This window comes from Amycolatopsis sp. TRM77291, assembly GCF_054166285.1.
This window is the reverse complement of record NZ_JBSZHF010000001.1, coordinates 8066032-8090474: the sequence shown is the minus strand read 5'-3', so window position 1 is coordinate 8090474 and position 24443 is coordinate 8066032. Positions and strand designations below refer to the sequence as shown.

The window sequence follows — 24443 nt, the reverse complement described above, 5'->3', positions numbered from 1 at the left end:
GGAGCACGATCGAGGTATGAAAACGGCAGTGAGAGTGCGCGGCCTGCGCAAGGAGTACCCGGGCCACACGGCCGTCGGGGGGATCGATCTCGACATCGAGCCGGGCGAGGTGTTCGCGCTGCTCGGCCCCAACGGGGCGGGCAAGACGACGACGGTCGAGATCCTGGAGGGTCACCGCAAACGGACCGACGGCGAGGTCGACGTGTTGGGCGAGGATCCCGGCACCGCCGGGCGCGCCTGGCGGGCGAAGCTCGGGATCGTGTTGCAGACGGCCAACGACGCCGCCGAGCTCACCGTCGCCGAGACGGTCCGGCATTTCGCCCGCTACTACCCGGATCCCCGCGACACCGAAGAGGTGATCGAGCAGGTCGGCCTGACCGAGAAGGCGGGCGCCCGCGTCAAAAGCCTTTCCGGCGGCCAACGACGTCGTGTGGACGTCGCGCTCGGCATCATCGGGCGGCCTGAACTCGTGTTCCTCGACGAGCCCACGACCGGCTTCGATCCGGCGGCCCGGCGCCAGTTCTGGGAGCTGATCAGGAGTCTCGCCCGCGAGGGCACCACGATCCTGCTCACCACCCACTATCTCGACGAGGCCGAGGCGCTGGCCGACCGCGTCGCGGTCATCACGCGCGGGGAGATCGTCGCCGAAGGGACGCCGCAGACGCTCGGCGGCCGGGCGACCGCGGAGGCCACCGTCCGCTGGACCGACGAGCGTGGCGGACACCAGGAGCGCACCCACTTCCCGGCCAAGCTGATCCGCGAGCTCTCCGCCGACGGCCGCGAGCCGTCGGAGCTGACCGTCCACCGCCCCACGCTCGAAGACACCTACCTTGACCTGATCGGAGAAGCCCGATGAGCACGCTGACCCTCCCGGGCACCTTCTCGCTCGGTCTGGTCCGGGGCGCCGCGGAGATCAAGCAGTTCTTCCGCATCCGGGAGCAGGTGATCTTCACCTTCGCCTTCCCGTCACTGCTGATGATCCTGCTCGGCTCGATGCTGAACTCCTCGATGCCCGGTATGGCGATCACCACCGGTCAGGTGCTGGCCGCGGGCATGATCGGCTCCGGCATCGTCTCGACGTCCTTCACCAGCATCGGGATCAACCTCGCGTCCGATCGCGAGCTCGGGGCGCTGAAACGGCTGCGCGGCACGCCGATGCCCGCGGCGTCCTACTTCGTCGGCAAGATCATCCTGGTCGGCTTCACCAGCATCGCGCAGGTGGTGCTGATGTCGATCGTGGGCAGCCTGCTGTTCGATCTGGAACCGCCCACCGATCCGGCGAAACTGCTGACCGCGCTGTGGGTCTTCCTCCTGGGCATCACCAGCTGCACGCTGCTGGGGATCGCGCTCGGCTCGGTCACCCGGACGGTCAGCGGCGCGGTCGCGGTGACCAACCTGATCTACCTCGCGCTGCAGTTCATCTCCGGGGTGTTCGTCACGCCGATCACCGCTCTGCCGAAGGTTATGGTCGACATCGCTTCGTTCTTCCCGGTGAAGTGGATCTGCCAGGGCTTCCGCTCGGTGTTCCTGCCGGCCGAGGCCGCGACACAGGAGATGGCGGGGACATGGGAACTTCCGATGGTGGCACTGGTGCTGACGGCGTGGTGCGCCGCGGGGCTGCTGCTGGCGAAGCTGACGTTCCGCTGGTCGAACGAGGGCAGGTGAACGCCTGGGAGCGGTTCTACTGGCTCTGGGAAGTCCTGTTCGGGGTCACCTTCGTCGCGACGACGGTCTTGGTACTGCTCGACGGCGGGGCGACCACGGGCAAAACGGTCGCGCTCCTGTGCCTGGCCGGGCTCGGCGTGACCTACCTGGTCCGGGGACGCCGCCTCATCAAAGGCCCGGACTACGACCACACGCCATGGTTGTTCGCCGCGACGATGATGCTCTTCACGCTGGGCGCCGTCTTCGCCGCCGGCAACTCGAGCTTCATCCTCTTCCTGGTGTGCCCGGTGCTGTACATGACGATGCCGACGAAGGCCGCCTCGATCCTCACCACGGCGGCGGTGCTGTCGAGTCCCGCGTCCCTGCTCGTCCGGGGCGGGCTCGACGAGCAGCCGGTCCTGCTGCCGATGACGGCGATCCTGATCATCTTCAGCCTCCTCGCCGGCCGCTACACCACCCAGATCATCCAGCAGAGCAAGAGCAGGGCGGCGCTGATCGAACAGCTGAAAGCCAGCCAGGCGGAGGTTTCCCGGCTCTCGCGGGAGGCGGGGACGGCCGCCGAACGCGAGCGCATGGCCCGCGAGATCCACGACACGCTCGCGCAGGGCTTCACCAGCATCGTGACCCTGACCCAGGCGATCGAGTCCGAAATGGACACCGATCCGAAGGCCGCCCGCCGTCATCTGGAGCTCGCGGCCCGGACGGCGCGGGAGAACCTGGCGGAGGCGCGGGCGATCGTCGCGGCTCAGGGGCCGTCGGCGCTGGCCGCCACTTCACTGGAGGAAGCGTTGCGCCGTCAGGTGGAACGGCTGACCGAGGAGACCGGTATCGAGACGTCGATCGACGTCGACGGCCCGCTGCCCGCGCTCCCGATGGCCACCGAGGTCGTCCTGTTGCGAGGCGCACAGGAGGCCTTGAGCAACATCCGCAAGCACTCCCGCGCCACCTCTGCCGCACTCCGTCTGTCCACTATGGATGGACGGGTCCGGCTCGCCGTGACCGACGACGGCACAGGATTCGACCCCGCGGCGCCCACCGGCGGCTTCGGCCTGGCGGGGATGCGGGCGCGCACCGATCAGGTCGGTGGCATCGTGACACTGAAAAGCGAACCCGGTGCGGGGACGACGCTGGAACTGGAGGTACCCGCGTGATCACGATCATGCTGGTCGACGATCACCCCGTGGTGCGGGAAGGTCTGCGCGGCATGCTGGAGGCCGAGCCGGATCTGAGCGTCGTCGGGGAAGCGGGTTCCGGCGACGAGGCCGTCGCGCTGAGCCGGGTCAAGCAGCCGGACGTGATCCTGATGGATCTGCGGATGCCCGGTCTCGACGGCGTCGGCGCGACGCGGAAGATCCTCGCCGACCGGCCGGGCCAGCGAGTCGTCGTGCTCACCACCTACGAGACGGACGCGGACATCCTGCGCGCGGTCGAAGCCGGCGCCTCCGGGTACCTGCTGAAGGACGCTTCGCGCGCGGAGCTGGCCGGTGCGATTCGTGCCGCGTCGCGCGGCGAGACGGTCTTGGCGCCTTCGGTCGCCGGGAAGCTGGTGAACCGCGTGCGCAACCCGACGACGTCACCGTTGTCAGCGCGGGAGATCGAAGTGCTCCGGCTGGTGGCGCGGGGAAGCACGAACGCCGAGATCGGCCGGACGCTCCACATCAGCGAGGCGACGGTCAAGACCCACCTGCTGCGCGTGTTCGGCAAACTGGACGTTTCGGACCGCACGGCCGCCGTGACCACCGCTATGCGACTGGGCCTGCTCGGGTAGGCAGAATGCGTCCCATGCTTGCCTCGACCGAATTGGCGCTGCTTCGCCGCCTCGCGCACGAGCAATCCTCGTGCCGCGCCCCGTCCATCGTCGCCGCCGTCGTCCGCGACGGGGAACTCGCCTGGTCAGGAGGGCGTGGACGCGTCGACGGCGAGACACCCGGCGCCGACACGCAGTACCGGCTCGGCTCGATCACCAAGACACTCGTCGCGACGGCCGTCATGCGGCTGCGCGACGAAGGCAAGCTCGACCTCAACGACCCGCTGGAGCGGCACCTGCCGGGCACCGCGTTCGGCTCGGCCACCATCGCGCAGCTGCTGTCGCACACCTCGGGCCTGACCGCGGAATCGCCCGGCTCCTGGTGGGAGCGCACGGTCGGCGCCGACTGGAACGCGCTGGTCGAGAGCCTCAAGGACGGTGCGACGCGGCTGCGGCCGGGCAGCAGGTTCCACTACAGCAACGTCGGCTACGGCGTGCTCGGCGAGCTGGTCGCCCGGCTCCGCGGGCAGTCGTGGCTCGACGTCGTCCGCGCCGAGATCCTCGGCCCGCTCGGCATGACCCGCACCTCGCCGCACCCCGAAGGCGCGCACGCGAGCGGATTCGCGGTGCATCCCTTCGCCGATCTCCTCATGCCGGAGCCGTCTCCGGACGCGGGCGCGATGGCGCCCGCCGGGCAGCTGTGGTCGACGGCCACCGACCTCGCCCGCTGGACGGCCTTCCTCGGCGGGCACACCGGCGGCGTGCTGAGCGAGCAGACCGTCGCGGAGATGCGCGAGATGGTCACCGTGGACGACGGCGACGCCTGGACCACCGGATTCGGCCTCGGCGTCATGCTGGTCCGCACGGAGGGCAGGCGGCTGGCCGGGCACACCGGGTCGATGCCGGGCTTCCTCGCCTGCTCGCTGGTCGACGCGAACGCCGGCATCGGCGCGCTGGTGCTGACGAACTCGACGGCGGGCGTCGGCATCACGCAGCTGTGCCTCGACCTGATGAAGCTGACCGAACAGCACGAGCCCGCCATGCCCGCCGAATGGCAACCGTCCACAGTGGACCCGAAGCTGCTGGAGCTGACTGGGCTGTGGCACTGGGGCCCGACGCCGTACCACCTGCGGTTGCTCCCCGGCGGCCTGTTCTCCCTCGCGCCGACCGACGGCCCCGGCCGCGCGTCGCGGTTCGCGCCGGTGGGCGAAGACACCTGGGTCGGCCTCGACGCCTACTACGCGGGCGAAACGCTGCGGGTCGGGCGGGACTCGGCGGGGAAGCCGAACCACCTCGACCTCGCGACGTTCATCTTCTCGCGGACCCCGTTCGACCCGGCCGCGCCCATCCCGGGCGGCGTCGACCCCGAGGGCTGGCGCTAACGGAAGCGGATGGCGGCGGTCGTGAACTCGCGGCCGCCGTCGGCGCACACCAGGACATCGCCGTAGCGGGCGTCACCGACGACCCACATCCGGCGCGGGCCGCGCAGCGACTCGGCGAGTTCGTCCGGGCAGTCCTCGATGACGAACTTCGCCGGGTCGCCGTCGAGGACGGCCCATCCGCGCGCGGTTCCGGTGTCCGGGTCCAGCGTGGCGGTGGACAGCGCCCAGGGTCCGAGCACGACGTCGAGGACACGTTCACGACGGCGGATCGTGTACCGCAGCGCCGTCCACCACTGGCGGATCCTCGGCGAGGATCTCTCCCCGGGGAGGTCTCCGTGCATCCAGGACGGCAGGCCGGGGACGAACACGAGCACGAGCGCGCCCACGAAACCGACGATCGCGCCGATGGTGGCGGTGTCGTCCCAGTCGCGGAAGATCCAGTGCCCGCCGAGCCCGAGGAAGTACAGGAGCAGGAAACCCCATCTGGGTCTCCACGGATCGGGCATCAGGCCGCCGGGGTGTGCCCGACCGCCGCGCCGACGGCCGCGATGAACTTGCGGGCGATGCGCTTGCCCTCGCCCCAGTCGACGAAGCCGAACTTCAAGCTCGTCTGGATCGCCAGGCCGGAGCCCTCCGTCGTCCGCTCCACCTTCACGGTGACCGTCTGCCCGTAGCTGAAGAAGCCGAGCTTGGTCGAGAAGGTGACGTACCCGGCCGCGGCGTCGTAGTAGGGGGCCTGGCCCTTGACCGCGTCGACCCCGTTCGGGAGGGCCTGCCACAACGCCTCGGGGGGCACGGGGAATCGTTCGTGCACTGTCGCCATGAGGCGAGAAGCTACCCGGCGGTCGGCAGCGGCGGGAGCCGGTCCGCCGATCCCATATTCCGGACACGCGGCACCGATTGTCAGCAGGGGCATCCCGACCTGAGAGACTGGGCACATGACCGACGCACCTGAGTTGACCCTCCCCGCGGACCTGAAGCCTGCCGATGGCCGCTTCGGCTGCGGACCGTCCAAGGTCCGTGACGAGCAGCTCGCCAACCTGGCGAAATCCGGTGCCACCTACCTCGGCACCTCGCACCGTCAGAAGCCGGTGAAGTCCCTCGTCGGCCGCGTGCGTGCGGGTCTGTCCGAATTGTTCTCCCTGCCCGACGGCTACGAAGTGATCCTCGGCAACGGCGGGACGACCGCATTCTGGGACGCCGCCGCCTTCGGGCTCGTGCGGGAACGTGCGCAGCACTTCACCTACGGCGAGTTCTCCTCGAAGTTCGCCACGGTGACCAAGGGTGCCCCCTTCCTCGCCGACCCGATCGTCGTCAAGGCCGACCCGGGCAGCGCTCCCGAGATCGCCTACGAGGCCGGCGCCGACCTGGTCGGCTGGGCGCACAACGAGACCTCGACCGGTGTCGCGGTGCCGGTGCGCCGCCCCGAAGGAAGCGAAGGCGCCCTCGTCGCCATCGACGCCACCTCCGGCGCGGGCGGTCTGCCGGTCAAGGCCGAGGACTTCGACGTCTACTACTTCGCGCCCCAGAAGTCCTTCGCCTCCGACGGTGGCCTCTGGATCGCGCTGGCCTCGCCCGCCGCGGTCGAGCGCATCGGCGAGATCGGCGCGAGCGACCGCTGGATCCCCGAGTTCCTGTCGCTGACCACGGCGCTCGACAACTCCCGCAAGGACCAGACGTACAACACCCCGGCGGTGTCGACGCTGTTCCTGCTGGCCGACCAGATCGAGTGGATGAACTCGAACGGTGGCCTGGAGTGGACGACCTCGCGCACCCGCGACTCGTCGACCCGGCTGTACGAATGGGCCGAGAAGACCAGCTACACGACGCCGTTCGTCAGCGACCCGTCGCTGCGTTCGCAGGTCGTCGGCACCATCGACTTCGCCGACGAGGTGGACGCCGCCGCGGTGGCGAAGGTGCTGCGCGCCAACGGGATCGTCGACACCGAGCCGTACCGGAAGCTCGGCCGCAACCAGCTGCGCGTCGGCCTGTTCCCGGCCATCGACCCGGACGACATCACGAAGCTGACCCAGAGCATCGAGTACGTCGTCGAGCGCCTGGGCTGAGCTAGCTTTCCGTGAAGGCCCCCTTCCCTACCTTGAGAGTAGGGAAGGGGGCCTTCACGTACTTGGCGGCCAGCGCGAGCAGCAAGAGGCCGTACAGCACGTAGGACTCCGTCGCGAGCCACCAGCCGAAGCTCCCGGCGGGCCGCGGCGCGAGCCACATCGGCGCGATCACGAACAGCGCCACCGTCACGGCCGCGAGCGCGTACGAAACGACCGAGCGCGCCCAGATGAGCAGCGCGAGGATCGGCACGCACCAGATCCAGTGGTGCGTCCAGGACACCGGCGACACCAGCAGCCCGCCGATCGCGCACGCGGTCAGCGCGAACACCGGCTCCGCGACGCGCACGATGACGAACGCGGTCAGCGCGACCACGGCGATCGACGCCAGTACCCAGACGACGTCTTCCGCCGAGCCGAGCCCGAACCGCGCGAGCATCCCGCGCAGCGACTGGTTGCCGACGTAACCGCGATCGCCGATCCGGCCGGTGTCGAAGAGGATGTTCGTCCAGAATTTCGCGGACGCGTCCGGCGCGGCAAGGAACATCAGCGCGCCCGCGCCGAGGAAACCGGCCACGACCCGGGCCGCGGAGCGGAAGTCCTTGCGGAACAAGAAGAACAGGATGAAGAAGGCCGGGGTCAGCTTGATCGCCGCGGCGACGCCGATCAGCAGTCCCTTCGTGCGAGCGCGGCCCGGGAGCAGCGCGTCGAGGACGACCAGCAGCATCAGCAGGGTGTTCACCTGGCCGAAGCCGAGCGTCGAGCGGACCGGCTCCATGATCCCGCCGACGGCCTGTGCCCCGATCGCCGCCAGGACGGCGATGGCGCGGCCACGTACGTTCGCGCGATCGGTGAGCGAGCCGTTGAGCGTCGCGACGAAGAGGTAGACGACGATGCCGCCCGCGATGATCGACGCGAGCCCGACCAGTCTCGTGGCCAGCGCGGCGGACAGGAGCGTGCCGGGCAGGAAGACCGCGGCCGCGAACGGCGTGTAGGTGAAGGGCAGCCAGCCGCCGTGCGTCTGCACCCACGCGCCGTACGGGTCACCCGAGTCGAGAAGCAGCCGCGCGCCGCCGATGTAGACCTCGAGGTCCTGGCCGTCGAACACCTTGAGGGTGAAGAGCACGCCGACCACGACGACTTCGAGCGCGATCAACGCCCCCGCGAGTTTCCGCCCCGACAATCCCACCAGCACCCGGCGAGATTACCCACCGCTACTCCGCGTCCAGTCCTCTGGATGCGGTGGACCACCGCATCCAGAGGACGGAACGCGAGCTAGGCGAGGGCCTGGGTGGGCGGGAGCCGCGCCGCGCGCATCGCCGGATAGGCGCCGGCGACGGCACCGACCAGCGCCGAGATCCCGACCCCGCCGAGCAGGGCGCCGACCGGGAGCACGGCCGGCCACCCCTGGCTCAACGCGTACCCCGACGTCACCAGCACCCCGACCAGGACTCCGGCGATCCCGCCGAGCCCGGACAACAGCACCGACTCGGCCAGGAACTGGCCTCTCACCTGCCGTTTCGTCGCGCCGAGCGCGCGACGGAGGCCGATCTCCCGGCGCCGCTCCAGCACCGAGATCACCATCGTGTTCGCTACCCCGACACCGCCGACCAGCAGCGCCACGCCGCCCAGCCCGAGGAACAGCGCACTGTAGGTGTTCTCCGTCAGCTTCTGCGCCTCCAGCGCCTCCGACGGACGGCGGACCTCGACCTCGTTCGGCGCCTCCGGGTTCATCGTCTGCGCGAGTACCGACCGCACGTTCTCGACCTGCGAGTCCTTCGCCCGCACGTACACGGTGGTCGGATGCCCCTTGAAGCCGAGGAGCCGCTTGGCCGCGTCCCAGCCGACCAGCACCGAACGCTCGATCTCGGGCGCGAGCGGTGTCGGCCCGAGGATCCCTCCCACGGTGAACCACTTCCCGTCGACGTACACCTGCGGCGGCTTGGCCGGGTCGATGTGGTCGATCCCGAGCCGCGCGGCCGCGACCGAACCCAGCACGACGACCGGATAGTCGCGAGTGGCGTCACGGAGGAACTGCCCGTCACGGACGGCGCCGCCGATGACGTCGAGGAGTTCCGGCGTCGCCGCGTAGACGCCGAGGCCGGACGTCTCGTCCTTGTCGATCTTGTCCGTGCGCCGCACCGTCGCGCCCGTGGTGCCGGTCGCGGACGCCGCCGTCACCGGCGCGATCCGCTTCGCCATCGGCACCGCGCTGTCCGGCAGGGTCGCGTCGTCGCCGAACATCGTCTTGCCCGGCCCCGCGGTGAGCAGGTTGGTGCCGAGCGCGGCCAGCTGGTCCTGCAACGCCTTCGCGCCCGACGCCGGGATCGCGAGCACAGCCACCATCGCGGCGATCCCGATCCCGATGCCGAGCGCGGACAGCACCGCCCGCATCGGCCGTGTCCGCATCCCGTGCGCGCCGAGGCTCAGCACGTCACGCGGGCCGAGCCGGGCCGGATCCGGCGTCTTGCCGAGGACAGAGGCGCTCACACCAGCACCCCCGTCCCGGTGTCGAGCCGGATCCGGCCGTCCCGCAGCTCGATCCGCCGGGGGATGCCCGCCGCGATCTCCCGGTCGTGCGTGATGATCACGACCGTCGTCCCCTGCGAGCTCAACGTGGCCAGCAGGTTGAGGATCGCCGCGCCGTTGCCCGTGTCGAGGTTCCCGGTCGGCTCGTCGGCCAGCAGGATCGACGGCGAGTTGACGACCGCCCGCGCGATCGCCACCCGCTGCCGTTCCCCGCCGGAGAGCTCGTTCGGGAAATGGGCCGCGCGATGCGCGAGACCCACCCGGTCGAGCGCGGCCAGCGCCCGCTCACGCCGTTTCCGCCGCGGCACCCCCGCGTACAGCAGCCCAGTCGCGACGTTGTCGACCGCGCTCACCCCCTCGCTGAGGAAGAACTGCTGGAACACGAACCCGATCCAGCGCGACCGCAACGCCGACAGCTTGCGATCGGGCAGTTTCGCCACGTCGTGCCCGCGCAGTTCGATGACTCCGCTGGTCGGCCGGTCGAGCGTGCCCATGAGCTGCAGCAGCGTCGACTTACCGGAACCGGAAGGCCCGAGGATGGCGACCATCTCTCTGTCCTCAATGGACAAAGTCACTTCGTGCAAGGCGCGCACGCCGCCGAGATAGGTGCGCGAGGCGTTGCGCACGGCCAGCACCGGGGTCATGACGTCGTCACCACCCGCATCCCGGCGGTGAGGCCGGTGCCGGTGACTTCGACGCGACCGCCGGAGAACAGGCCGGTCTTCACCGCGATGAGGCGGCGTTTGCCGCCTTCGTCGACCTCGACGGCGTATCCGCCCTCAGCGAGCGCGAGCAACGCCCCGACCGGGACCGCCAATACTCCACTGTGGACTTCCTTGGTGAAGCGCACCGACACCGGTGTCGAATCGAGCGAACCCGCCGCGGCCGGATCGTCCAGCTTGATCTTCACCTTGATCTTCGGCTTGCCGTCGTCCTGCCCGGCGCCGTCCTTGCCGTTCTCCGCGACCTTGCCGACGTCGGCGATCGCGCCGGTCGTGGACTTGCCGCCGGTGATGTCGACGCCGACCTTGTCCCCCGCCTTGGCGATGGCCTGCTTGGCGGCGTCGAGCTTGACCTCGACGAGACGCTCGGTGCCGGTGTACTTCAGCAGTTCACCACCGCCGGGGCCGCCGAGCTGCGCGGCGAGCTGCGAAACCCGGATCTCACCCGGCGCGAGGACGACGTCGCCCTGGCCGAAGGCGCCGGTCTGCTCCAGGCCCAGCGACTTCTGCCATTTCTTGAGCGCGGCGGCGGTGGCGGAGGTGAACTTCTTGTCGGGTGTGCCGAAACCGCCGAACCCGAGCGCCTTCAGGTTCTCTTCCAGCTGCTTGACGTCCGGGCCGTCCGCGGCCCCGTCCGCGAGGTCACGGAAGAACGGCAGCGTGCCGTAGAACAACGGCACCGGCTTGGCGTCGACGCCGTACACGGTCTTGCCCCGGGTCAGCACCGCGCCCGCGTCCGGCAAGGAGGTGATGGTGCCCTGTTTCCGGCCGGCGAGGGAGCTTTCCTCGCCGTAGCCCAGTGTCCCGTTCGCTTCCTCTTCCTCCTGCAGGTCGGTCTTCTCGACCTCCGCGGTCTCGACCGGCGGTGGCGCCTGCCCGACCTGCTGGGCCTCCGACGTGACCCTGGTCAGCACGACCACGGACATCGTCCCGGCCACGACGACGAGGACCGCCGCGATGACGAACCAGCGTGCCCGGCGCGAACGCCGTGCGCCGCCGGGTCCTTCGTGTCCGCTCATTTCGCCGGGGCCGCCCTCATGGTCATGCCGAGGCCACAGGCCTTCGCCGCTTCTTCGAACTTCTTGGGATCACCGTTCGCGTCGCCCAGCGCGATGGCGGCGCCACCCTTGCCCCCGGGCTCGGGATCCGGGAAGTCGATGCCGTGCTCGCGCATGCACTTCGCTTCCTTGCGCATCTTGTCGAGCTCTTCGGGCGTGGGCGGTTTGATCTCGCCGCCGTTCGGCAGCAGCCTGCGGCATGCGTCGCTCGCTGCGTTCATCTTTTTCTCGTCCGGCATGTCGCGCGCGTCGAAGGTGACGGTGTCCTGCCCGCTGCCGTCGGGCTTGGGCTCGGGCATCTCGATCCCGTGCTCGCGCATGCATTTCCGGTAGTTACGCATCTTGTCCTCGTCGGACACGTTGTCGGCCTGCTTCCCGTCACCGGCGGCGCCGGCGGACGGCGGGGAAGAGATCGAGGCGACCTTGTCGCCGCCGTCCCCGCCACCGCCGCAACCGGCCACCAGCGCGAGGACCGCACCGGCGATCAGTGCCGCCATCGGTCGTTTCCGCATCGCTGCTCCTTCGGTCGTCTTGGCGCCCCGATTTCTACGGAGCGAGCGATTCCGGGGCGGTAAGCGATGTTGCTTATGCCGCGTTTACCGTCCCGATCAGCGGTACAGAGGTCAGATCTATCCACCGTCTTTCTGGGTGAACTAGGCACTCAGGTCGCCGTTCGGAGGTTCACATCCGACCTTTTGCCTCTTAGAGTCCCCGGCGTCCACACCTCAGCGAGGAGGAGTGCATGAATCGCCGCAAGCCACTCCGGGCCCTGGCGGCCCTCGTCATCGCGACCACCGCACTGGGCGTCGCGCCCGCCGCGGAAGCCGCGCCACTCCCGTCCGACCACGCCTACGACGACCCGTTCACCGCCGAGCGGACGCGCTGGTGGCGCGACGACCGGTTCGGCCAGTTCATCCACTTCGGCGCGTACTCCCAGCTGCAGGGGAAGTACACCCGCCCCGACGGAAGCGTTTGCCAGGACGCCGAGTGGATCCAGCGGAACTGCCAGATCCCGCGAGCCGAATACGAGCAGATCGCCGCGAAGTTCGACCCGGCCGGTTTCGACGCGAACGCCATCGCGCAGTCGGCGAAGGACGCGGGACAGAAGTACGTGGTGATCACGTCGAAACACCACGAGGGCTACGCGATGTGGCCGACGAAGGTCAACAAGTTCAACCTCCGCGACCACTCTTCGTTCGACAAGAAGCGCGACATCCTCGCCGAACTGAAACGCGCGACGGCCGCGCGCGACGTCAAACTCGGCTTTTACTACTCGATCTGGGATTGGCACGACCCGGACTTCCCCGACCCGGCGACGTTCCCGAAGTACAAGGGGCGGATGTACGCCCAGCTCAAGGAACTCGTCGACAACTACCGCCCGGCGGTGCTGTGGTTCGACGGCGAATGGAGCACCGACCGGCCCAACAACCCGTGGACGGAAAGGGACGGCGAGGAACTGGAGGCTTACGTTCGCAGCCTCGATCCGTCCATTGTGGTCAACAACCGCGTCGGCAAACGGCGGGTGGTCGACGGCGACACGGGCACACCCGAACAGGAGATCCCGGACAAGCCGGTCGACGGGCAGCTGTGGGAGTCGTGCATGACCCTCAACGGCAGCTGGGGCTACACCGATTGGGACCACAACTGGAAATCCTCGGCGGATCTGACCAGGAAGCTGCTTTCGATCGCCGGCCGGAGCGGGAACTTCCTGCTCAACGTCGGCCCCGATCGCACCGGCCGCGTGCCGCGGGAATCCATCGACAGGCTGAAGCAGATGGGCCAGTGGCTGCGAACGAACGGCCAGTCCGCCGCCGTCTACGGGGCGGGCGCGCCGGGGCTGGTCGCCGAACCGGCTTGGGGCGTCGTCAGCCGTCGCGGTGACAAGCTTTACGCGTCGGTGTTCGACTGGCCCGCCGCTGGCGGTTCGCTGACGCTCGACGCATTGGCGCCCTTCCAGGTTCGCGAGGCGCGCGTGCTCGGCAGCCGTCAGCGCGTACAGGTCGAGCAGACATCCGGAAGCGTGAGGCTCACGCCGTCGGGCGGCCGGACGAACGACGTCGCGACCGTCATCGAACTGAGCGTCGACCCGCTGCCGCAGGCGCCCGCCGGCCGCGGGACGGGGCTGACCGCCGAGTACTGGCCGAACGCGGACTTCACCGGGACGCCGTCGGTGCGCCGGGTCGAGCCGGGCGTGAACCACAACTGGAAGTTCACCGGCTCGCCGGACGCGAAGATCCCGGCGGAGACCTTCTCCTCGCGCTGGACCGGGCAGGTCACCGCCCGCGACACCGGGAAGTACACGTTCACCACGGTTTCGGACGACACCGTGCGGCTGTGGGTCGACGGGAAACTCCTGATCGACAACACCGTCCCGCACGGCCCGAGTGTCGACAAAGCGACTCTCGACCTGGTCGCCGGGCGATCGTACGCGATCCGGCTGGAGCACACCGAGCGCGGCGGCGAGGCGTCGATGAAGCTGCTGTGGTCCAGCCCGAACACACCACAGCAGGTGATCCCGGCGCGACAGCTGCGCGCGGCCGGATAGCGCGTGCTTGGAGCCGTAACTCGCGTGTTTAGAGCCGGATCACGCAGTTACGGCTTCAATCACGTGAGTTACGTCTTCAATCACGTGAGTTACGTCTTCAATCACGTGAGTTACGTCTTCAATCACGTGAGTTACGGCTCCACGCACGCGAGTTACGGCTCCACGTACGCGAGTTACGGCTCCACGTACGCGAGTTCGGTCTTCGACGCCACCCGGCCGGTGGATCCGTGCTGGCCGGGGCCGGTGATGTCGCGAAAGCCACTTTCGGGACATCTGGCGTCCCCAAAGTGGCTTTCGCNGCGAGTTACGGCTCCACGTACGCGAGTTACGGCTCCACGTACGCGAGTTCGGTCTTCGACGCCACCCGGCCGGTGGATCCGTGCTGGCCGGGGCCGGTGATGTCGCGAAAGCCACTTTCGGGACATCTGGCGTCCCCAAAGTGGCTTTCGCGACATCACGGGCCGGCGCGCGCCTTGACATAAAGGGGACGTTCGCCACCCGGTCGGTGGATCCACGCAGGGACGAGCGCCGAGCAAGGCCCGGGTGTCGCGAAGGGGACTTTCTCCTCGTCCGAGGCGGGGAAGGCACCCTTCACCTGGACTCCGCAGCGCGAAGGGACGTTGCGAAAGTGGCTTTCGCGACCCCCGGGCCACACCCGGTCGGCTGAGCCGCGCTTATCCCCCGCTTACCCCCATCCGGGGCAGACTGGCCAGGTGAGAGTGCTGGTGGTGGAAGACGAGCGGCTCCTGGCGGACACGATCGCCGAGGGCCTGCGACGGTTCTCCATGGCCGTCGACGTCTGCTACGACGGCGCGCAGGCCCTGGACCGGGTGGGGGTGCACGGCTATGACGTCGTCGTGCTCGACCGTGATCTCCCCGTCGTGCACGGCGACGAGGTCTGTGCCGCGGTGATCGGGACCGGCGGCGAGGCGCGGGTCCTCATGCTGACGGCCGCGGCCGACGTCAACGACCGCGTCGCCGGGCTCGGCCTCGGCGCCGACGACTACCTGACGAAACCGTTCGCGTTCGCCGAACTCGTCGCGCGGGTGCAGGCGCTGTCGCGGCGCGCGCGGCCGGCGCTGCCGCCGGTACTGGAACGCGGCGGCGTCGTCCTCGACCTGCCCCGGCACCAGGCGTCGCGCGACGGCCGGTTCCTTCCTTTGTCCCCCAAGGAGTTCGCGGTACTGGAGGTGCTCATGCGCGCCGAAGGGACCGTCGTCAGCGCGGAAGACCTGCTGGAGAAGGCGTGGGACGAACACGCCGACCCGTTCACGAACGCCGTCCGGGTGGCGATGATGACGTTGCGGCGCAAACTCGGTGAACCGCCGTTGATCGAGACCGTGCCCGGAGCCGGTTACCGGTTCGGGTCGTGAAACCGATCCGGCTCTCCGTCCGCACCAAGCTGACGGCGCTCTACGGCGGCGCGTTCCTGATCGTCGGGCTCGCCCTGCTCATCGTCAACTACCTGCTGGTGAGCTCGACCCTGCCGGATACGGCGACGTTCGCGACCGACGCCGCGGGGATCGCGGTCCAGCGCGCGTACCCCATGGACACGACGACCATCCTCCCCGCCGAACGCGCCCAGGCCACCCAGCTGGTCGCGACCTCGATCACCGAATACCGCTCGGACGTCCTGTCGACCCTGCTGTGGCAATCACTGGTGGCGCTGGCGATCGCCGGCGCGCTCGCGGTACTGCTCGGCTGGCTGATGGCGAGCCGCGTGTTGCGGCCGTTGCACGCGATCACCTCCACCGCGCGGAAACTCGAGGTCGAAAACCTCGACCGGCGCATCGACCTCGACGGTCCCGACGACGAACTCAAGGAACTGGCCGACACCTTCGACGGCATGCTCGACCGGCTCGCCGTGTCGTTCGACAGCCAGAAACGCTTCGTCGCCAACGCCTCCCACGAACTGCGGACCCCGCTCGCGGTGCAGCGCACGCTGGTCGAGGTGGCGATGGCCGATCCCGACGCGAGCCCCGAGGTCCGGAAACTCGGCGAACACCTGATCTACACCAACGAACGCAGCGAACGGATGATCGAGGGCCTGCTCGTCCTCGCCCGCAGTGACCGCGGCCTGGCCGCGCGCGGCCCCGTCCGGCTGGACGAGGTCGCGGCGACGGTGATCCGGTCGGCGTCGGCCATGGCCGAGGAAGCGGGTGTCACGGTGGAGTCGAGGCTGCGGCCGCGGACGGTGTCCGGCGATCCCGTGCTGCTGGAGCGGCTGGTCACGAACCTGGTGCACAACGCCATCACCTACAACCACCAGGGCGGCTGGGTCCACGTCGACATCGGCGTCGATCCGGCGCTGGTGGTGCGCAACACCGGCCCGCAGGTACCGCTGGACGCCGTGCCCGCCTTGTTCGAGCCGTTCCGGCGTCTCTCGGGCGACCGCACCGGCGACTCCCGCAACGCGGGGCTCGGGCTGTCGATCGTCCGGTCCATCGCGAAGGCGCACGGCGGGACCGCGGGCGCGGAACCCGGCGGCCGCGGCGGCGGACTGGTCGTGCGGGTGCGGCTGCCGTAGATTCCCCCGATCGTGACTGTGCGTGTCCAGCGCGTCACGCGGCGGACGGCGCGTCGCTCGGACAGAATGCACTTGCCGTCATGAACAAAATAGTGAGCAGGACACATGACATCGGCGCGCCTCACACGTCAAGGCGACGCGCCGTTTTAACGTGGACACCCACAATGGTGAAGAATCGGGGAGGCGAGAATGCGAGCGCTACGGGTGGTCGGGCTGCACGAGGACGGTAAGTCCATCGTGTGCGAAGACCCGGCGAGCCGCACGCGCTTCCTGCTCCCCGCGGATGAGAGGCTGCGAGCGGCGGCGAGGGGTGACATCACCCGCCTCGGCCAGATCGAAATCGAGTTGGAGAGCCAAATGCGGCCACGCGAGATCCAGGCACGAATCCGGGCCGGTGAGTCCGTGGAGCAGGTCGCGAGCAGCGCCGGCGTCACCGTGCAGCGCGTCGAGCGGTTCGCGTACCCCGTCCTGCTCGAACGATCCCGCACCGCCGAACTGGCCCAGCGGGCGCACCCGGTCCGCGAAGACGGCCCCGACGTCCAGACGCTCGGCGAGGTCGTGGCGCATTCCTTCGGGCAGCGCGGCCACGACTACAGCCAGGCGACCTGGGACTCCTGGCGAGGCGACGACGGCAAGTGGGTCGTCGTGCTGAGCTGGAAGGCGGGCCGCTCGGACAACCGCGCGCACTGGTCGTTCGCGCCCGGCGCGCACGGCGGCACCGTGCAAGCCCTCGACGAAAACGCCGAAGTCCTGCTCAACCCCAACGCCTACCGCGCCCCGCGCACGGTGCGGGCGCTGGACCCGGGCAAGGAAGCCGTCGTCCAGCCCACTCTCGATTCGGTCCCGGGCGAGCCGGTCGCGAAGGTGATCGACGCGCCGATCGCGGAGCCCGAAGAAGATGCCGAGCCACCACTTCCGGCTGACGAGCCTGAGGAAGTGGCCGAACCCGCTCCACGGGCGAAGGGGAAGAAGAACCACCCCATCGTCCCATCCTGGGAAGACGTCCTTCTGGGCGTCCGATCACAACGAGGTTGAATCCGCACGTAATGGCCCCTTCCGGTGGAGGGGCCATTACGTGCGTCCGGGGACCTGCGCGATCAGGGATTTCGGCGCCACGAGGCAATACGCGTCGGTGACGATCTGTCCGATCTCGGCCCAGTCGACGTCGGTGTCCAGCCGCACCCCGAGCCACCCCCGATGCCCGACGTACGGCGGCCGGAAGAACCGCTCCGGCTCAGCCCCCACGAGTTCCTCCTGTGCCCCCGGCGGCGCCGGGCACCAGAAGGCGACCTTGTCGTCGTGATGGCGGTCGGCGTACATGACGAACGTCTTCTTACCGCGCACGAACCATGTCGGCTCGCCGTGACTGAGCCGCTCGGAGACTTCCGGCAGCGCGAGACACAGCCTTCTGAGTGAATCGAGCGGGTCACCGGTCATGGAGCTCAGTATCCTCGCCGCCGAGGGGGATTCATGCAGGATTGGTACGCACGCGCTGTCCGTTTGCGTTTCCAGGTTTTCGCCGGAACGCCGTACGCGCATGTCTCACCGATGGAATGTCGGATCGATCCCGGCGCTCTCCGCGGTATCGCCCAAAGCCGCGGCTACCTCGAACACCGTTTCGATCTCTAGAAGACGACGACCAGCACGCCGATCCACGCGATCACGATCCCCGCGGCCGCGCCGAAGGCTGCCCAGCGCACGATCGGCACCCGACGCGCGAGCCACAGCGACGGCGTGATCCCGGCGGTCACGACGGCCGACGCGAGCAGCGCGAGCCAGCCGTTGGTCTCGCGCGCGAGGGTGTTCGCCAGCGCCAGCATCGCCACGACGACCAAGGCCGCGGCGAACGCGGAGACGGTCAGCCCGGTCAGCCACGGTGTCGGTTCCCCGGCGGGGTCCGGCGTGCCGAAGAGCCGGCGCGCGAGTTCGTTCCGGGGTGTGGGGGCGGGCGGGTCGATGATGACGCGGTCGCCGGAGACGGGATCGACGAACCGCACCGACGTGCCCATCGTGGCGGCGACCCGCTGCGCGAGCTGGCGGCCCCGCTGCGAGACCACGGAAGCCGCCTCGGTGCCGGAGCCGCCGACGGCGGAGGCGACCCGGGCCCATTCGTGCAGCGCCTGCGCGAGATCCGAACCGATCGCGAGTGAATGCGGGTCCACCTCGCGCGCGCTTTCGCCGCCCGGACCGGCCAGCACCGCGCGTCCCTCACGGATCCGCAATTCCATGGTTCTCCTCGTGATCGCCCGGGTGCTCACGATAGCGGTGGACGCGTCTCGTAGAACGCGATCGCGCCCGCCGTGGCGACATTCAGCGAATCGACGCCTTCCGGCATCGGGATCCGTACCGCGACGTCGGCGGCGGCGATGGCCTCCTCGGTCAGGCCCGGCCCTTCCGCGCCCAGCATCAGCGCGACCTTCTCCGGCGTCTGGTCCCGTAACTGGCGCAGCGAAACGGAATCCGCACGAGGAGTGAGGGCAGCGATGCGGAAACCGCGTTCCCGCAGCAGTTCGAGGTCGCCTGGCCAGGATCCGAAGGTCGCGAACGGCACGCGCAGGACGTGCCCCATCGAGACGCGGACACTGCGCCGGTACAGCGGGTCCGAGCAGCCGGCGCCGAGCAGGACCCCGTCGACGCCGAGCGCGGCCGCGTTGCGGAACAGCGAACCGAGATTCTCGTGGTCACCGACGCCTTCGAGTACCGCGAGCACCCGCGCGCCGTCGATGACCTCTTCGACCGCCGGCGGCGGAGACGGCCGGTCCGCGACGGCCAGGATGCCGCGATTCAGGTGGAATCCGACCACCTCGGCCATCGTTTCGGCCGAGGTCACATATCCGGGGACGTCGACACGGTCCAGCTCGCCGCCCAGTTCGTAAAATCGCCGTTCCACCCCGAGCAGGGAACGGACCGGATAGCGGGACTTGAGCAGGCGCTCGACCACGACGGTGCCCTCGGCGATCACAAAGCCACGCCCACCCGGCCTATCGGGACGCCGATCGGCTGTGGACAAGTCGCGGAAATCGTCGAGCCGCGGGTCGTCACGGTCGTCGATGGTGATCAGTTCTGCCACCAGGAGAGTGTGTCATCCGCCCGCTGCGCGCCGTTTGCGTCCGATCGTCCACGGGTAAGTAGTACGAATGGATGTATTTTGCTGTCAGTTAACCCCTAGTGACAGAGAGCACCAGTTTGGCCGCTAGCCGGGCGGCTGCGAGGCGTGAAACCGTTGGGCCGCCTGGCAGTCCCGCCTGGATCCCGCGGAGCGTGGCCAATGAGGAGCTCGACGAACATGGGTAAGAATCTTTCGGCGGACCCCTCCGAGCCGCAGGATCGCGGCCGCTATCGCCGGAAGGTACAGCGCTGCCTCGACACCTTGGCCCGGATGCTCACCGACGGAAGTTTTTCCTTCCCGCGCAAGAACATCGGCCTCGAGGTCGAACTCAACCTCGTCGACGCGGAACTGCGCCCGTCGATGACGAACACGACGGTGCTCGAAGCGCTGAACGATCCTTCGTTCACCACCGAGCTCGGCCAGCACAACCTGGAGCTCAACGTGCCGCCGCGGCCGCTGGCCGGCGAGTCCGCGCTGCAACTGGAGGACGACCTCCACGCGTATCTGGGCGCCGCTTCGCGAAAGGCCGAGGAATCCGGCGCCTCCCTGGCGATGATCGGCATCCTCCCGACGTTGCGGCACGAGCACTTCGACCAGAAATGGCTGACCAACAACGCCCGGTACTCGCTGCTCAACGACCGGATCTTCGCCGCGCGCGGCGAGCGCACCGTGCTTTCCATGGAGGGCTCGCCGCTGCCCGGCCGCCAGCCCGAGCGGCTGCGCAGCTACTCCGAGTCCATCCTGCCCGAGGCCGCCTGCACCTCCGTCCAGCTGCATCTGCAGGTCGCGCCGGAGGAGTTCGCGGCGCACTGGAACGCGGCGCAGGCGCTGGCCGGCGTCCAGATCGCCGTCGGTGCGAATTCGCCGTTCCTGCTCGGCAAGGCACTGTGGCACGAAACCCGGATCCCGCTGTTCCTGCAGGCCACGGACACCCGGCCCGAAGAACTGAAGAACCAGGGCGTGCGGCCGAGGGTGTGGTTCGGCGAGCGGTGGATCACGTCGATCTTCGACCTGTTCGAGGAGAACGTCCGGTACTTCCCCGGTCTGCTTCCCGAGACCGACCGGGAGGACCCGATCGAGGCGCTCGACTCCGGGCAGGCCCCGAAACTCACCGAGCTGCGGATGCACAACGGCACCGTCTGGCGCTGGAACCGGCCGGTCTACGACGTCGTCGACGGCCTGCCGCATCTGCGGGTGGAGAACCGTGTGCTGCCCGCGGGCCCGACCGTCGTCGACATGGTCGCGAACGCCGCCTTCTTCTACGGCGCGCAGCGGGCACTCGCCGAAGCCGACCGTCCAGTGTGGACACAGATGTCGTTCCAGGCGGCCGAGGAGAACATGTACGCGGGGGCGCGCCGCGGTTTCGACGCGCAGCTGTACTGGCCGGGTATCGGCTGGATCCCGCCGGACGAGCTGGTGCTGCGGGTCCTGCTGCCGCTGGCGCACGAAGGACTACGCCGATCGGACGTTTCGGACGAGGCGAGAGAGCGTTATCTGGGCATCATCGAGCAGCGGTGCCTCACCCGGCGGACCGGCGCGGCGTGGCAGCGGGAGTACGTCCTGCGCGCGGAGGAGCGCGGCGCCGAGCGGGAGACCGCGCTGAACCGGATGCTGGGCCGGTACCTGGAGCTGTCGGCCACCGAGACGCCGGTGCACACCTGGTCCCTGGAGGCTTAGAGTCTTCCTCCAGGGAGGTGGCTCGTGCCCAAGATCATCGGCCGGTCGCTGGAGGAGCACCGGCGCGAGGTCCGCAGTAGGGTGTTCGACGTCCTGCGCGGGCAGCTGTACGAGCGCGGATTCGACGCGATCACGCTCGCGGGTGTCGCCGCCGAAGCGGGCCTCGGCCGCACGGCGATGTACAACCACTTCCCGGACAAGGAAAGCCTGCTGGTCGCCTTCGTCGAGGACGAGGCGACGCGGTACGTCGAACGGCTGAAGGCGGCCGTCGCGACCGCGGACACCCCGGTCGAGAAGCTCGCGACCTTCGTCCGGCTCCAGCTGCGGGTACTGGCCGAGTACCACCTGCCGCCGGGGACGGCGCTCGCGTCGGCACTGGCACCCGCCGCGTACCGGCGGATCAGCGCGCACGCCGACCCCATCACCGGCCAGCTGCGCGAGATCCTCGCCGAGGGGGTGCCGGACGAGGACCCCGACGTGCTGATCCCGATGATCACCGCCGCGCTGGGCAGCCGTCAGGTCGTCGACGTGCCACCCGAACGGCTGGACGACGCGATCGAGGGAGCCGTCCGCTTCGTGCTCAGAGCGGTCGGGATGACGGAAAACCCGTAAATAAGGGTAGCCTAACCCGTGGTTGTGCCTTACGCTCTTTCTGACAGCATGTCAGATCGATGCTTGGAGGCTCTGTCCATGCCGGTGACCACCGACGTCGAATCCGGGCCGTTCTCCGCGGCCCTGCGCGCCTCCACCCTGCCCGCCCACGAGCGGGCCAACCACTCCGAGTACATGAACGCGCTGCTCGGCGGCGAGCTCACGCGCGACGGGTACATCCGGCTGGCGATCCAGTACTACTTCATCTACCAGGCCATCGAGCAGGCCGCCGACAAGCTGGCGAAGGACCCGGTGGCGGGCAAGTTCGTCTTCGAGGAGCTGCGGCGGCTGCCGAGCCTCGAACGCGACCTCGAACACCTCGTCGGCCCGGACTGGCGCGAGACCATCCGGCCGCTGCCCTCGACGGAGCGTTACGCGCGGCGCGTGGCCGAGGCGTCGGACTGGTCCGGCGGGTTCGTCGCCCACCACTACACGCGCTACCTCGGCGACATCGCCGGCGGCCAGGTCATCCGGCGGCTGCTGGAGCGCAAGTACGAGCTCACCGAGGCGGGTTCGCTGTTCTACCACTTCGACCAGCTGGGCAGCGCGCCCAAGTTCCGGGACAACTACCGCGAGCAGCTGAACTCGGCGCCGTGGACCGAAGACGAGCGCGCGCGGCTGATCGACGAGGCCATCGTGGCCTTCGAATGCAACATCGCGGTGTTCGACGAGCTGGCGAGCGAGCTGGACGCGTACCGGGCCGCCTGACCTCGTGAGTGGTAAGGACGGTTAGAACCGTCCTTACCACTCACGAGCAGCTTGACGCGGGCCGGTCACCAGGTAGGGCAGGCCCCACCCCGCGATCGGCGGCCCGCCGGATCCCTTCTCCCCGGGGAAATCCCTAACTTTCGGGGTATGTTCCGGATCGCGGCCACCGCCGCCCTGCTGACCTTCGCGACGGTCCTGAGTGCCCCCGCCGCCCAAGCCGCGACACCCGCCGGCGTCTTCGACGAGATACTTCCGCGGAGCCTTGCCGAGCATCACATCCCCGGTGCCGCCGTGGTGGTCGTCGAAGGCGGGAAGACCGTGTTCTCGAAGGGTTACGGAGTGTCCTCAGTGGACACCCAGGCCAAGGTGGACCCCGAGCGCACCGGATTCCTGATCAACTCCGTCGGCAAGTCGATCGCCGCGACCGCCGCGATGCAGCTGGTCGAACAGGGCAAGATCGCGCTGGACGCCGACGTCAACACTTACCTGAAATCGTTCAAGATCCCCGAAACCTTCCCCGGCCGCCCGGTCACCCTGTTCTCCCTGCTGACCCACACCGCCGGTTTCGAGGACCGGGTGTACCGGATGTTCACGCCACGGGACGAGAAACTCCCTTCGCTCGCCGAGCACCTCGCGAACGAGATGCCCACCCGCGTCCGGCCGCCCGGCGACGTCGCGATCTACTCGAACTACGGCTTCGCGCTCGCCGGGCATCTCGTGGAACTCGCGTCCGGACAGTCCTATTCGGACTACGTGCGGCAGCACATCTTCGAACCGGCGGGGATGAACGCCAGCAGCGTCGCGCAGCCCACCCCGGACGTCCCGCTGGCGAGCGGGTACCGCTGGGACGGTGCCGCACAGGTCGTCCCGCCCGCCAACTTCGGCCCCGAACCGCCCGCCGGCGACGGGAACGTCGCCACTCCGGCCGACATGGGCCGTTATCTGTCCGCGAACCTCGTTCCCGGCGTGTTCAGCCGCTCCTTGCTCGACCAGCTGCACGGCGCGCGGTTCCGCAACGACCCGCGGCTGCCCGCGATGGGGTTCGGCTTCTCCGAGCGGTATCTGAACGGCCTGCGCATGGTGGAGAAGACCGGCGACTCACCGGGGTTCTTCAGCGTGCTGGAGCTGATCCCCGAGAAGAACACCGGCGTGTACCTGGCGTTCAACGGCGGCGCGTTCTCCGGTGACGCCGCCGCGGTGACCGCCGAGGTGCTCAAGGCCTTCGTCGAGCGGCTCCAGCCCGCCGCTCCCGTTCCCGCGCCCGTGACCCTCGCGGGTGATGTCTCGCGGTTCGAAGGCGACTACAACAACACCCGGCTGGACTACGACAGCTTCACGAAGGTGCGTGCGCTCGCGGGCGGCGTCACCGTGACCGCCGACGGCGACGGCGTGCTGACGACGTCCGGCCTCGGCGAGGGGACCCGGCGATGGACGCAGACGGAGCCCGGGCTGTTCACCGACGCGTCCGGTGAGCGCCTCGCGTTCCGCGAATCCGGCGGGGAGATGCTGCTGTTCGCGGGCGACGACCCGAACTCCTCCTACGAACGCACGTCATGGCTCGGATCGCCGTCCACGCACCTGCTGATCCTCGGTATCGCGCTGCTGCTCCTGGTGGGCGCGCTGGCGTGGTGGCCGATCCGCGCGTTCGTCCGGCGTGGCCGCGAGCGGAATCCGAAAGGCGCCCGGTTCGCGACGGTCGCCGCCTGGTCCGCCGCCCTCGCGGTCCTGCTGTTCACGGGCGGTTTCGCCCTCCTCATGAGTGATCTCAGCGCCGCCGCGGTCGCGCTGACCTCCGGGCACTCCCCCTTGCTGAGCGTCACCCTGCTCCTGCCGAACCTCGTCCTGCTCCTGACCGGCGCGGCCGTCGTCTGCACGGCGCTCGCGTGGCTCCGCCGCTGGTGGACCGTCCCCGCCAGGATCACCTACACGGTGGTTTCCGTGGCACTGGCGGCCTTCCTCGGAGTACTCGCCTCCTATCACCTGGCCGGGCTGCCCTACCTGGCTTGATGACCGCCGTCACATCGCCTTGACCTCCAGCTAACTGGAGCTAGCAGGGTGGG

The 24443-nt window shown here is 69.2% G+C and carries 24 protein-coding genes; 14 read left to right on the top strand and 10 right to left on the bottom strand.

From position 1 onward, the window contains the following. Nucleotides 1-16 precede the first annotated feature (16 nt). From ACXIZN_RS37940 to ACXIZN_RS37920, 5 genes are read left to right on the top strand one after another with little or no spacing between them, the layout of a single operon-like run. Nucleotides 17-856 carry an ABC transporter ATP-binding protein gene (locus ACXIZN_RS37940; protein WP_457959632.1) on the top strand — a complete coding sequence of 280 codons (840 nt, stop codon included), beginning with the start codon at nucleotides 17-19 and terminating at the stop codon, nucleotides 854-856. Beyond that, complete coding sequence (locus tag ACXIZN_RS37935; RefSeq protein ID WP_457959631.1) at nucleotides 853-1665, top strand: ABC transporter permease; 813 nt, start codon at nucleotides 853-855, stop codon at nucleotides 1663-1665. Before ACXIZN_RS37940 ends, ACXIZN_RS37935 begins: the two co-directional genes overlap by 4 nt. Next, nucleotides 1662-2816: a sensor histidine kinase gene (locus ACXIZN_RS37930; RefSeq protein WP_457959630.1), complete on the top strand. Its 1155-nt coding sequence runs from the start codon at nucleotides 1662-1664 to the stop codon at nucleotides 2814-2816. The genes ACXIZN_RS37935 and ACXIZN_RS37930 overlap by 4 nt, the downstream gene beginning before the upstream one ends. Further along, nucleotides 2813-3433: a response regulator gene (locus ACXIZN_RS37925; RefSeq protein ID WP_457959629.1), complete on the top strand. Its 621-nt coding sequence runs from the start codon at nucleotides 2813-2815 to the stop codon at nucleotides 3431-3433. The genes ACXIZN_RS37930 and ACXIZN_RS37925 overlap by 4 nt, the downstream gene beginning before the upstream one ends. Before the next feature lie 14 nt (nucleotides 3434-3447). Next, nucleotides 3448-4794 carry a serine hydrolase domain-containing protein gene (locus tag ACXIZN_RS37920; RefSeq protein WP_457959628.1) on the top strand — a complete coding sequence of 449 codons (1347 nt, stop codon included), beginning with the start codon at nucleotides 3448-3450 and terminating at the stop codon, nucleotides 4792-4794. On the opposite strand, the gene ACXIZN_RS37915 is transcribed toward ACXIZN_RS37920, so the two are convergent. Both ACXIZN_RS37915 and ACXIZN_RS37910 read right to left on the bottom strand, forming a co-directional pair. After that, a complete protein-coding gene (locus ACXIZN_RS37915) occupies nucleotides 4791-5300 on the bottom strand; it encodes a hypothetical protein (protein ID WP_457959627.1) in 510 nt (169 codons plus the stop codon). The two genes, ACXIZN_RS37920 and ACXIZN_RS37915, sit on opposite strands and share 4 nt — an antisense overlap. Next, nucleotides 5300-5617 (bottom strand): hypothetical protein, encoded by a 318-nt coding sequence (locus tag ACXIZN_RS37910; RefSeq protein WP_034308476.1) that lies wholly within the window; start codon nucleotides 5615-5617, stop codon nucleotides 5300-5302. Before ACXIZN_RS37910 ends, ACXIZN_RS37915 begins: the two co-directional genes overlap by 1 nt. A gap of 115 nt (nucleotides 5618-5732) precedes the next feature. Between ACXIZN_RS37910 and serC the strand changes: the two genes are divergently transcribed. Further along, nucleotides 5733-6860 (top strand): phosphoserine transaminase, encoded by a 1128-nt coding sequence (serC, locus tag ACXIZN_RS37905; RefSeq protein ID WP_457959626.1) that lies wholly within the window; start codon nucleotides 5733-5735, stop codon nucleotides 6858-6860. A gap of 1 nt (nucleotide 6861) precedes the next feature. Here serC and ACXIZN_RS37900 read toward each other — a convergent pair whose 3' ends face one another. The 5 genes from ACXIZN_RS37900 to ACXIZN_RS37880 form a co-directional block, all read right to left on the bottom strand. Then, nucleotides 6862-8052, bottom strand: a complete 1191-nt coding sequence (locus ACXIZN_RS37900; protein ID WP_457959625.1) for a glycosyltransferase 87 family protein — start codon at nucleotides 8050-8052, stop codon at nucleotides 6862-6864. A gap of 80 nt (nucleotides 8053-8132) precedes the next feature. Further along, on the bottom strand, nucleotides 8133-9347 hold the full coding sequence (locus ACXIZN_RS37895; protein WP_457959624.1) for an ABC transporter permease: 1215 nt from the start codon (nucleotides 9345-9347) through the stop codon (nucleotides 8133-8135). Then, a complete protein-coding gene (locus ACXIZN_RS37890) occupies nucleotides 9344-10030 on the bottom strand; it encodes an ABC transporter ATP-binding protein (RefSeq protein ID WP_457959623.1) in 687 nt (228 codons plus the stop codon). The genes ACXIZN_RS37895 and ACXIZN_RS37890 overlap by 4 nt, the downstream gene beginning before the upstream one ends. Next, nucleotides 10027-11127, bottom strand: a complete 1101-nt coding sequence (locus ACXIZN_RS37885) for a peptidoglycan-binding protein (protein ID WP_457959622.1) — start codon at nucleotides 11125-11127, stop codon at nucleotides 10027-10029. The genes ACXIZN_RS37890 and ACXIZN_RS37885 overlap by 4 nt, the downstream gene beginning before the upstream one ends. After that, complete coding sequence (locus ACXIZN_RS37880) at nucleotides 11124-11678, bottom strand: hypothetical protein (protein WP_457959621.1); 555 nt, start codon at nucleotides 11676-11678, stop codon at nucleotides 11124-11126. Before ACXIZN_RS37880 ends, ACXIZN_RS37885 begins: the two co-directional genes overlap by 4 nt. Before the next feature lie 230 nt (nucleotides 11679-11908). Between ACXIZN_RS37880 and ACXIZN_RS37875 the strand changes: the two genes are divergently transcribed. The 4 genes from ACXIZN_RS37875 to sepH all read left to right on the top strand — a co-directional run bounded on the left by ACXIZN_RS37875 (nucleotide 11909) and on the right by sepH (nucleotide 17273). Next, the gene (locus ACXIZN_RS37875) at nucleotides 11909-13711 is read left to right on the top strand and encodes an alpha-L-fucosidase (protein ID WP_457959620.1); all 1803 of its coding nucleotides are present in this window, start codon (nucleotides 11909-11911) and stop codon (nucleotides 13709-13711) included. A gap of 713 nt (nucleotides 13712-14424) precedes the next feature. Then, complete coding sequence (locus ACXIZN_RS37870) at nucleotides 14425-15084, top strand: response regulator transcription factor (protein ID WP_126730462.1); 660 nt, start codon at nucleotides 14425-14427, stop codon at nucleotides 15082-15084. After that, entirely contained in the window at nucleotides 15081-16238 is a 1158-nt protein-coding gene (locus tag ACXIZN_RS37865; RefSeq protein ID WP_457959619.1) for an ATP-binding protein, read from the top strand. The genes ACXIZN_RS37870 and ACXIZN_RS37865 overlap by 4 nt, the downstream gene beginning before the upstream one ends. Nucleotides 16239-16427: 189 nt before the next feature. Next, nucleotides 16428-17273: a septation protein SepH gene (gene sepH / locus ACXIZN_RS37860; protein ID WP_457959618.1), complete on the top strand. Its 846-nt coding sequence runs from the start codon at nucleotides 16428-16430 to the stop codon at nucleotides 17271-17273. A 36-nt stretch (nucleotides 17274-17309) separates the two neighbouring features. On the opposite strand, the gene ACXIZN_RS37855 is transcribed toward sepH, so the two are convergent. The 3 genes from ACXIZN_RS37855 to ACXIZN_RS37845 all read right to left on the bottom strand — a co-directional run bounded on the left by ACXIZN_RS37855 (nucleotide 17310) and on the right by ACXIZN_RS37845 (nucleotide 19308). Continuing rightward, complete coding sequence (locus ACXIZN_RS37855; RefSeq protein WP_257484066.1) at nucleotides 17310-17675, bottom strand: MmcQ/YjbR family DNA-binding protein; 366 nt, start codon at nucleotides 17673-17675, stop codon at nucleotides 17310-17312. A 188-nt stretch (nucleotides 17676-17863) separates the two neighbouring features. Beyond that, nucleotides 17864-18466 (bottom strand): DUF2537 domain-containing protein, encoded by a 603-nt coding sequence (locus ACXIZN_RS37850; protein ID WP_126730456.1) that lies wholly within the window; start codon nucleotides 18464-18466, stop codon nucleotides 17864-17866. A gap of 26 nt (nucleotides 18467-18492) precedes the next feature. Next, complete coding sequence (locus ACXIZN_RS37845; protein WP_457959617.1) at nucleotides 18493-19308, bottom strand: TrmH family RNA methyltransferase; 816 nt, start codon at nucleotides 19306-19308, stop codon at nucleotides 18493-18495. A 216-nt stretch (nucleotides 19309-19524) separates the two neighbouring features. On the opposite strand from ACXIZN_RS37845, the gene ACXIZN_RS37840 reads away from it, so the two are divergent. The 4 genes from ACXIZN_RS37840 to ACXIZN_RS37825 all read left to right on the top strand — a co-directional run bounded on the left by ACXIZN_RS37840 (nucleotide 19525) and on the right by ACXIZN_RS37825 (nucleotide 24390). Then, nucleotides 19525-21024, top strand: a complete 1500-nt coding sequence (locus ACXIZN_RS37840) for a glutamate-cysteine ligase family protein (protein WP_457959616.1) — start codon at nucleotides 19525-19527, stop codon at nucleotides 21022-21024. A 24-nt stretch (nucleotides 21025-21048) separates the two neighbouring features. Continuing rightward, the gene (locus ACXIZN_RS37835; RefSeq protein ID WP_192743778.1) at nucleotides 21049-21636 is read left to right on the top strand and encodes a TetR/AcrR family transcriptional regulator; all 588 of its coding nucleotides are present in this window, start codon (nucleotides 21049-21051) and stop codon (nucleotides 21634-21636) included. Nucleotides 21637-21714: 78 nt separating this feature from the next. Continuing rightward, on the top strand, nucleotides 21715-22383 hold the full coding sequence (locus ACXIZN_RS37830) for a biliverdin-producing heme oxygenase (protein WP_457959615.1): 669 nt from the start codon (nucleotides 21715-21717) through the stop codon (nucleotides 22381-22383). A gap of 147 nt (nucleotides 22384-22530) precedes the next feature. Further along, nucleotides 22531-24390 carry a serine hydrolase domain-containing protein gene (locus tag ACXIZN_RS37825; protein WP_457959614.1) on the top strand — a complete coding sequence of 620 codons (1860 nt, stop codon included), beginning with the start codon at nucleotides 22531-22533 and terminating at the stop codon, nucleotides 24388-24390. The last annotated feature ends 53 nt before the right edge of the window (nucleotides 24391-24443 follow it).

Excerpts from the sequence above, each read along its gene's own strand:
- ACXIZN_RS37915 (WP_457959627.1), bottom strand. The coding sequence starts at position 5,300 with ATGCCCGATCCGTGGAGACCCAGATGGGGTTTCCTGCTCCTGTACTTC.
- ACXIZN_RS37875 (WP_457959620.1), top strand. The coding sequence starts at position 11,909 with ATGAATCGCCGCAAGCCACTCCGGGCCCTGGCGGCCCTCGTCATCGCG.
- ACXIZN_RS37885 (WP_457959622.1), bottom strand. The coding sequence starts at position 11,127 with ATGAGCGGACACGAAGGACCCGGCGGCGCACGGCGTTCGCGCCGGGCA.
- ACXIZN_RS37850 (WP_126730456.1), bottom strand. The coding sequence starts at position 18,466 with ATGGAATTGCGGATCCGTGAGGGACGCGCGGTGCTGGCCGGTCCGGGC.
- ACXIZN_RS37890 (WP_457959623.1), bottom strand. The coding sequence starts at position 10,030 with ATGACCCCGGTGCTGGCCGTGCGCAACGCCTCGCGCACCTATCTCGGC.
- ACXIZN_RS37840 (WP_457959616.1), top strand. The coding sequence starts at position 19,525 with ATGGGTAAGAATCTTTCGGCGGACCCCTCCGAGCCGCAGGATCGCGGC.
- ACXIZN_RS37910 (WP_034308476.1), bottom strand. The coding sequence starts at position 5,617 with ATGGCGACAGTGCACGAACGATTCCCCGTGCCCCCCGAGGCGTTGTGG.
- ACXIZN_RS37825 (WP_457959614.1), top strand. The coding sequence starts at position 22,531 with ATGTTCCGGATCGCGGCCACCGCCGCCCTGCTGACCTTCGCGACGGTC.
- sepH (WP_457959618.1), top strand. The coding sequence starts at position 16,428 with ATGCGAGCGCTACGGGTGGTCGGGCTGCACGAGGACGGTAAGTCCATC.
- ACXIZN_RS37880 (WP_457959621.1), bottom strand. The coding sequence starts at position 11,678 with ATGCGGAAACGACCGATGGCGGCACTGATCGCCGGTGCGGTCCTCGCG.
- ACXIZN_RS37855 (WP_257484066.1), bottom strand. The coding sequence starts at position 17,675 with ATGACCGGTGACCCGCTCGATTCACTCAGAAGGCTGTGTCTCGCGCTG.
- ACXIZN_RS37830 (WP_457959615.1), top strand. The coding sequence starts at position 21,715 with ATGCCGGTGACCACCGACGTCGAATCCGGGCCGTTCTCCGCGGCCCTG.
- ACXIZN_RS37940 (WP_457959632.1), top strand. The coding sequence starts at position 17 with ATGAAAACGGCAGTGAGAGTGCGCGGCCTGCGCAAGGAGTACCCGGGC.
- ACXIZN_RS37935 (WP_457959631.1), top strand. The coding sequence starts at position 853 with ATGAGCACGCTGACCCTCCCGGGCACCTTCTCGCTCGGTCTGGTCCGG.
- ACXIZN_RS37920 (WP_457959628.1), top strand. The coding sequence starts at position 3,448 with ATGCTTGCCTCGACCGAATTGGCGCTGCTTCGCCGCCTCGCGCACGAG.
- serC (WP_457959626.1), top strand. The coding sequence starts at position 5,733 with ATGACCGACGCACCTGAGTTGACCCTCCCCGCGGACCTGAAGCCTGCC.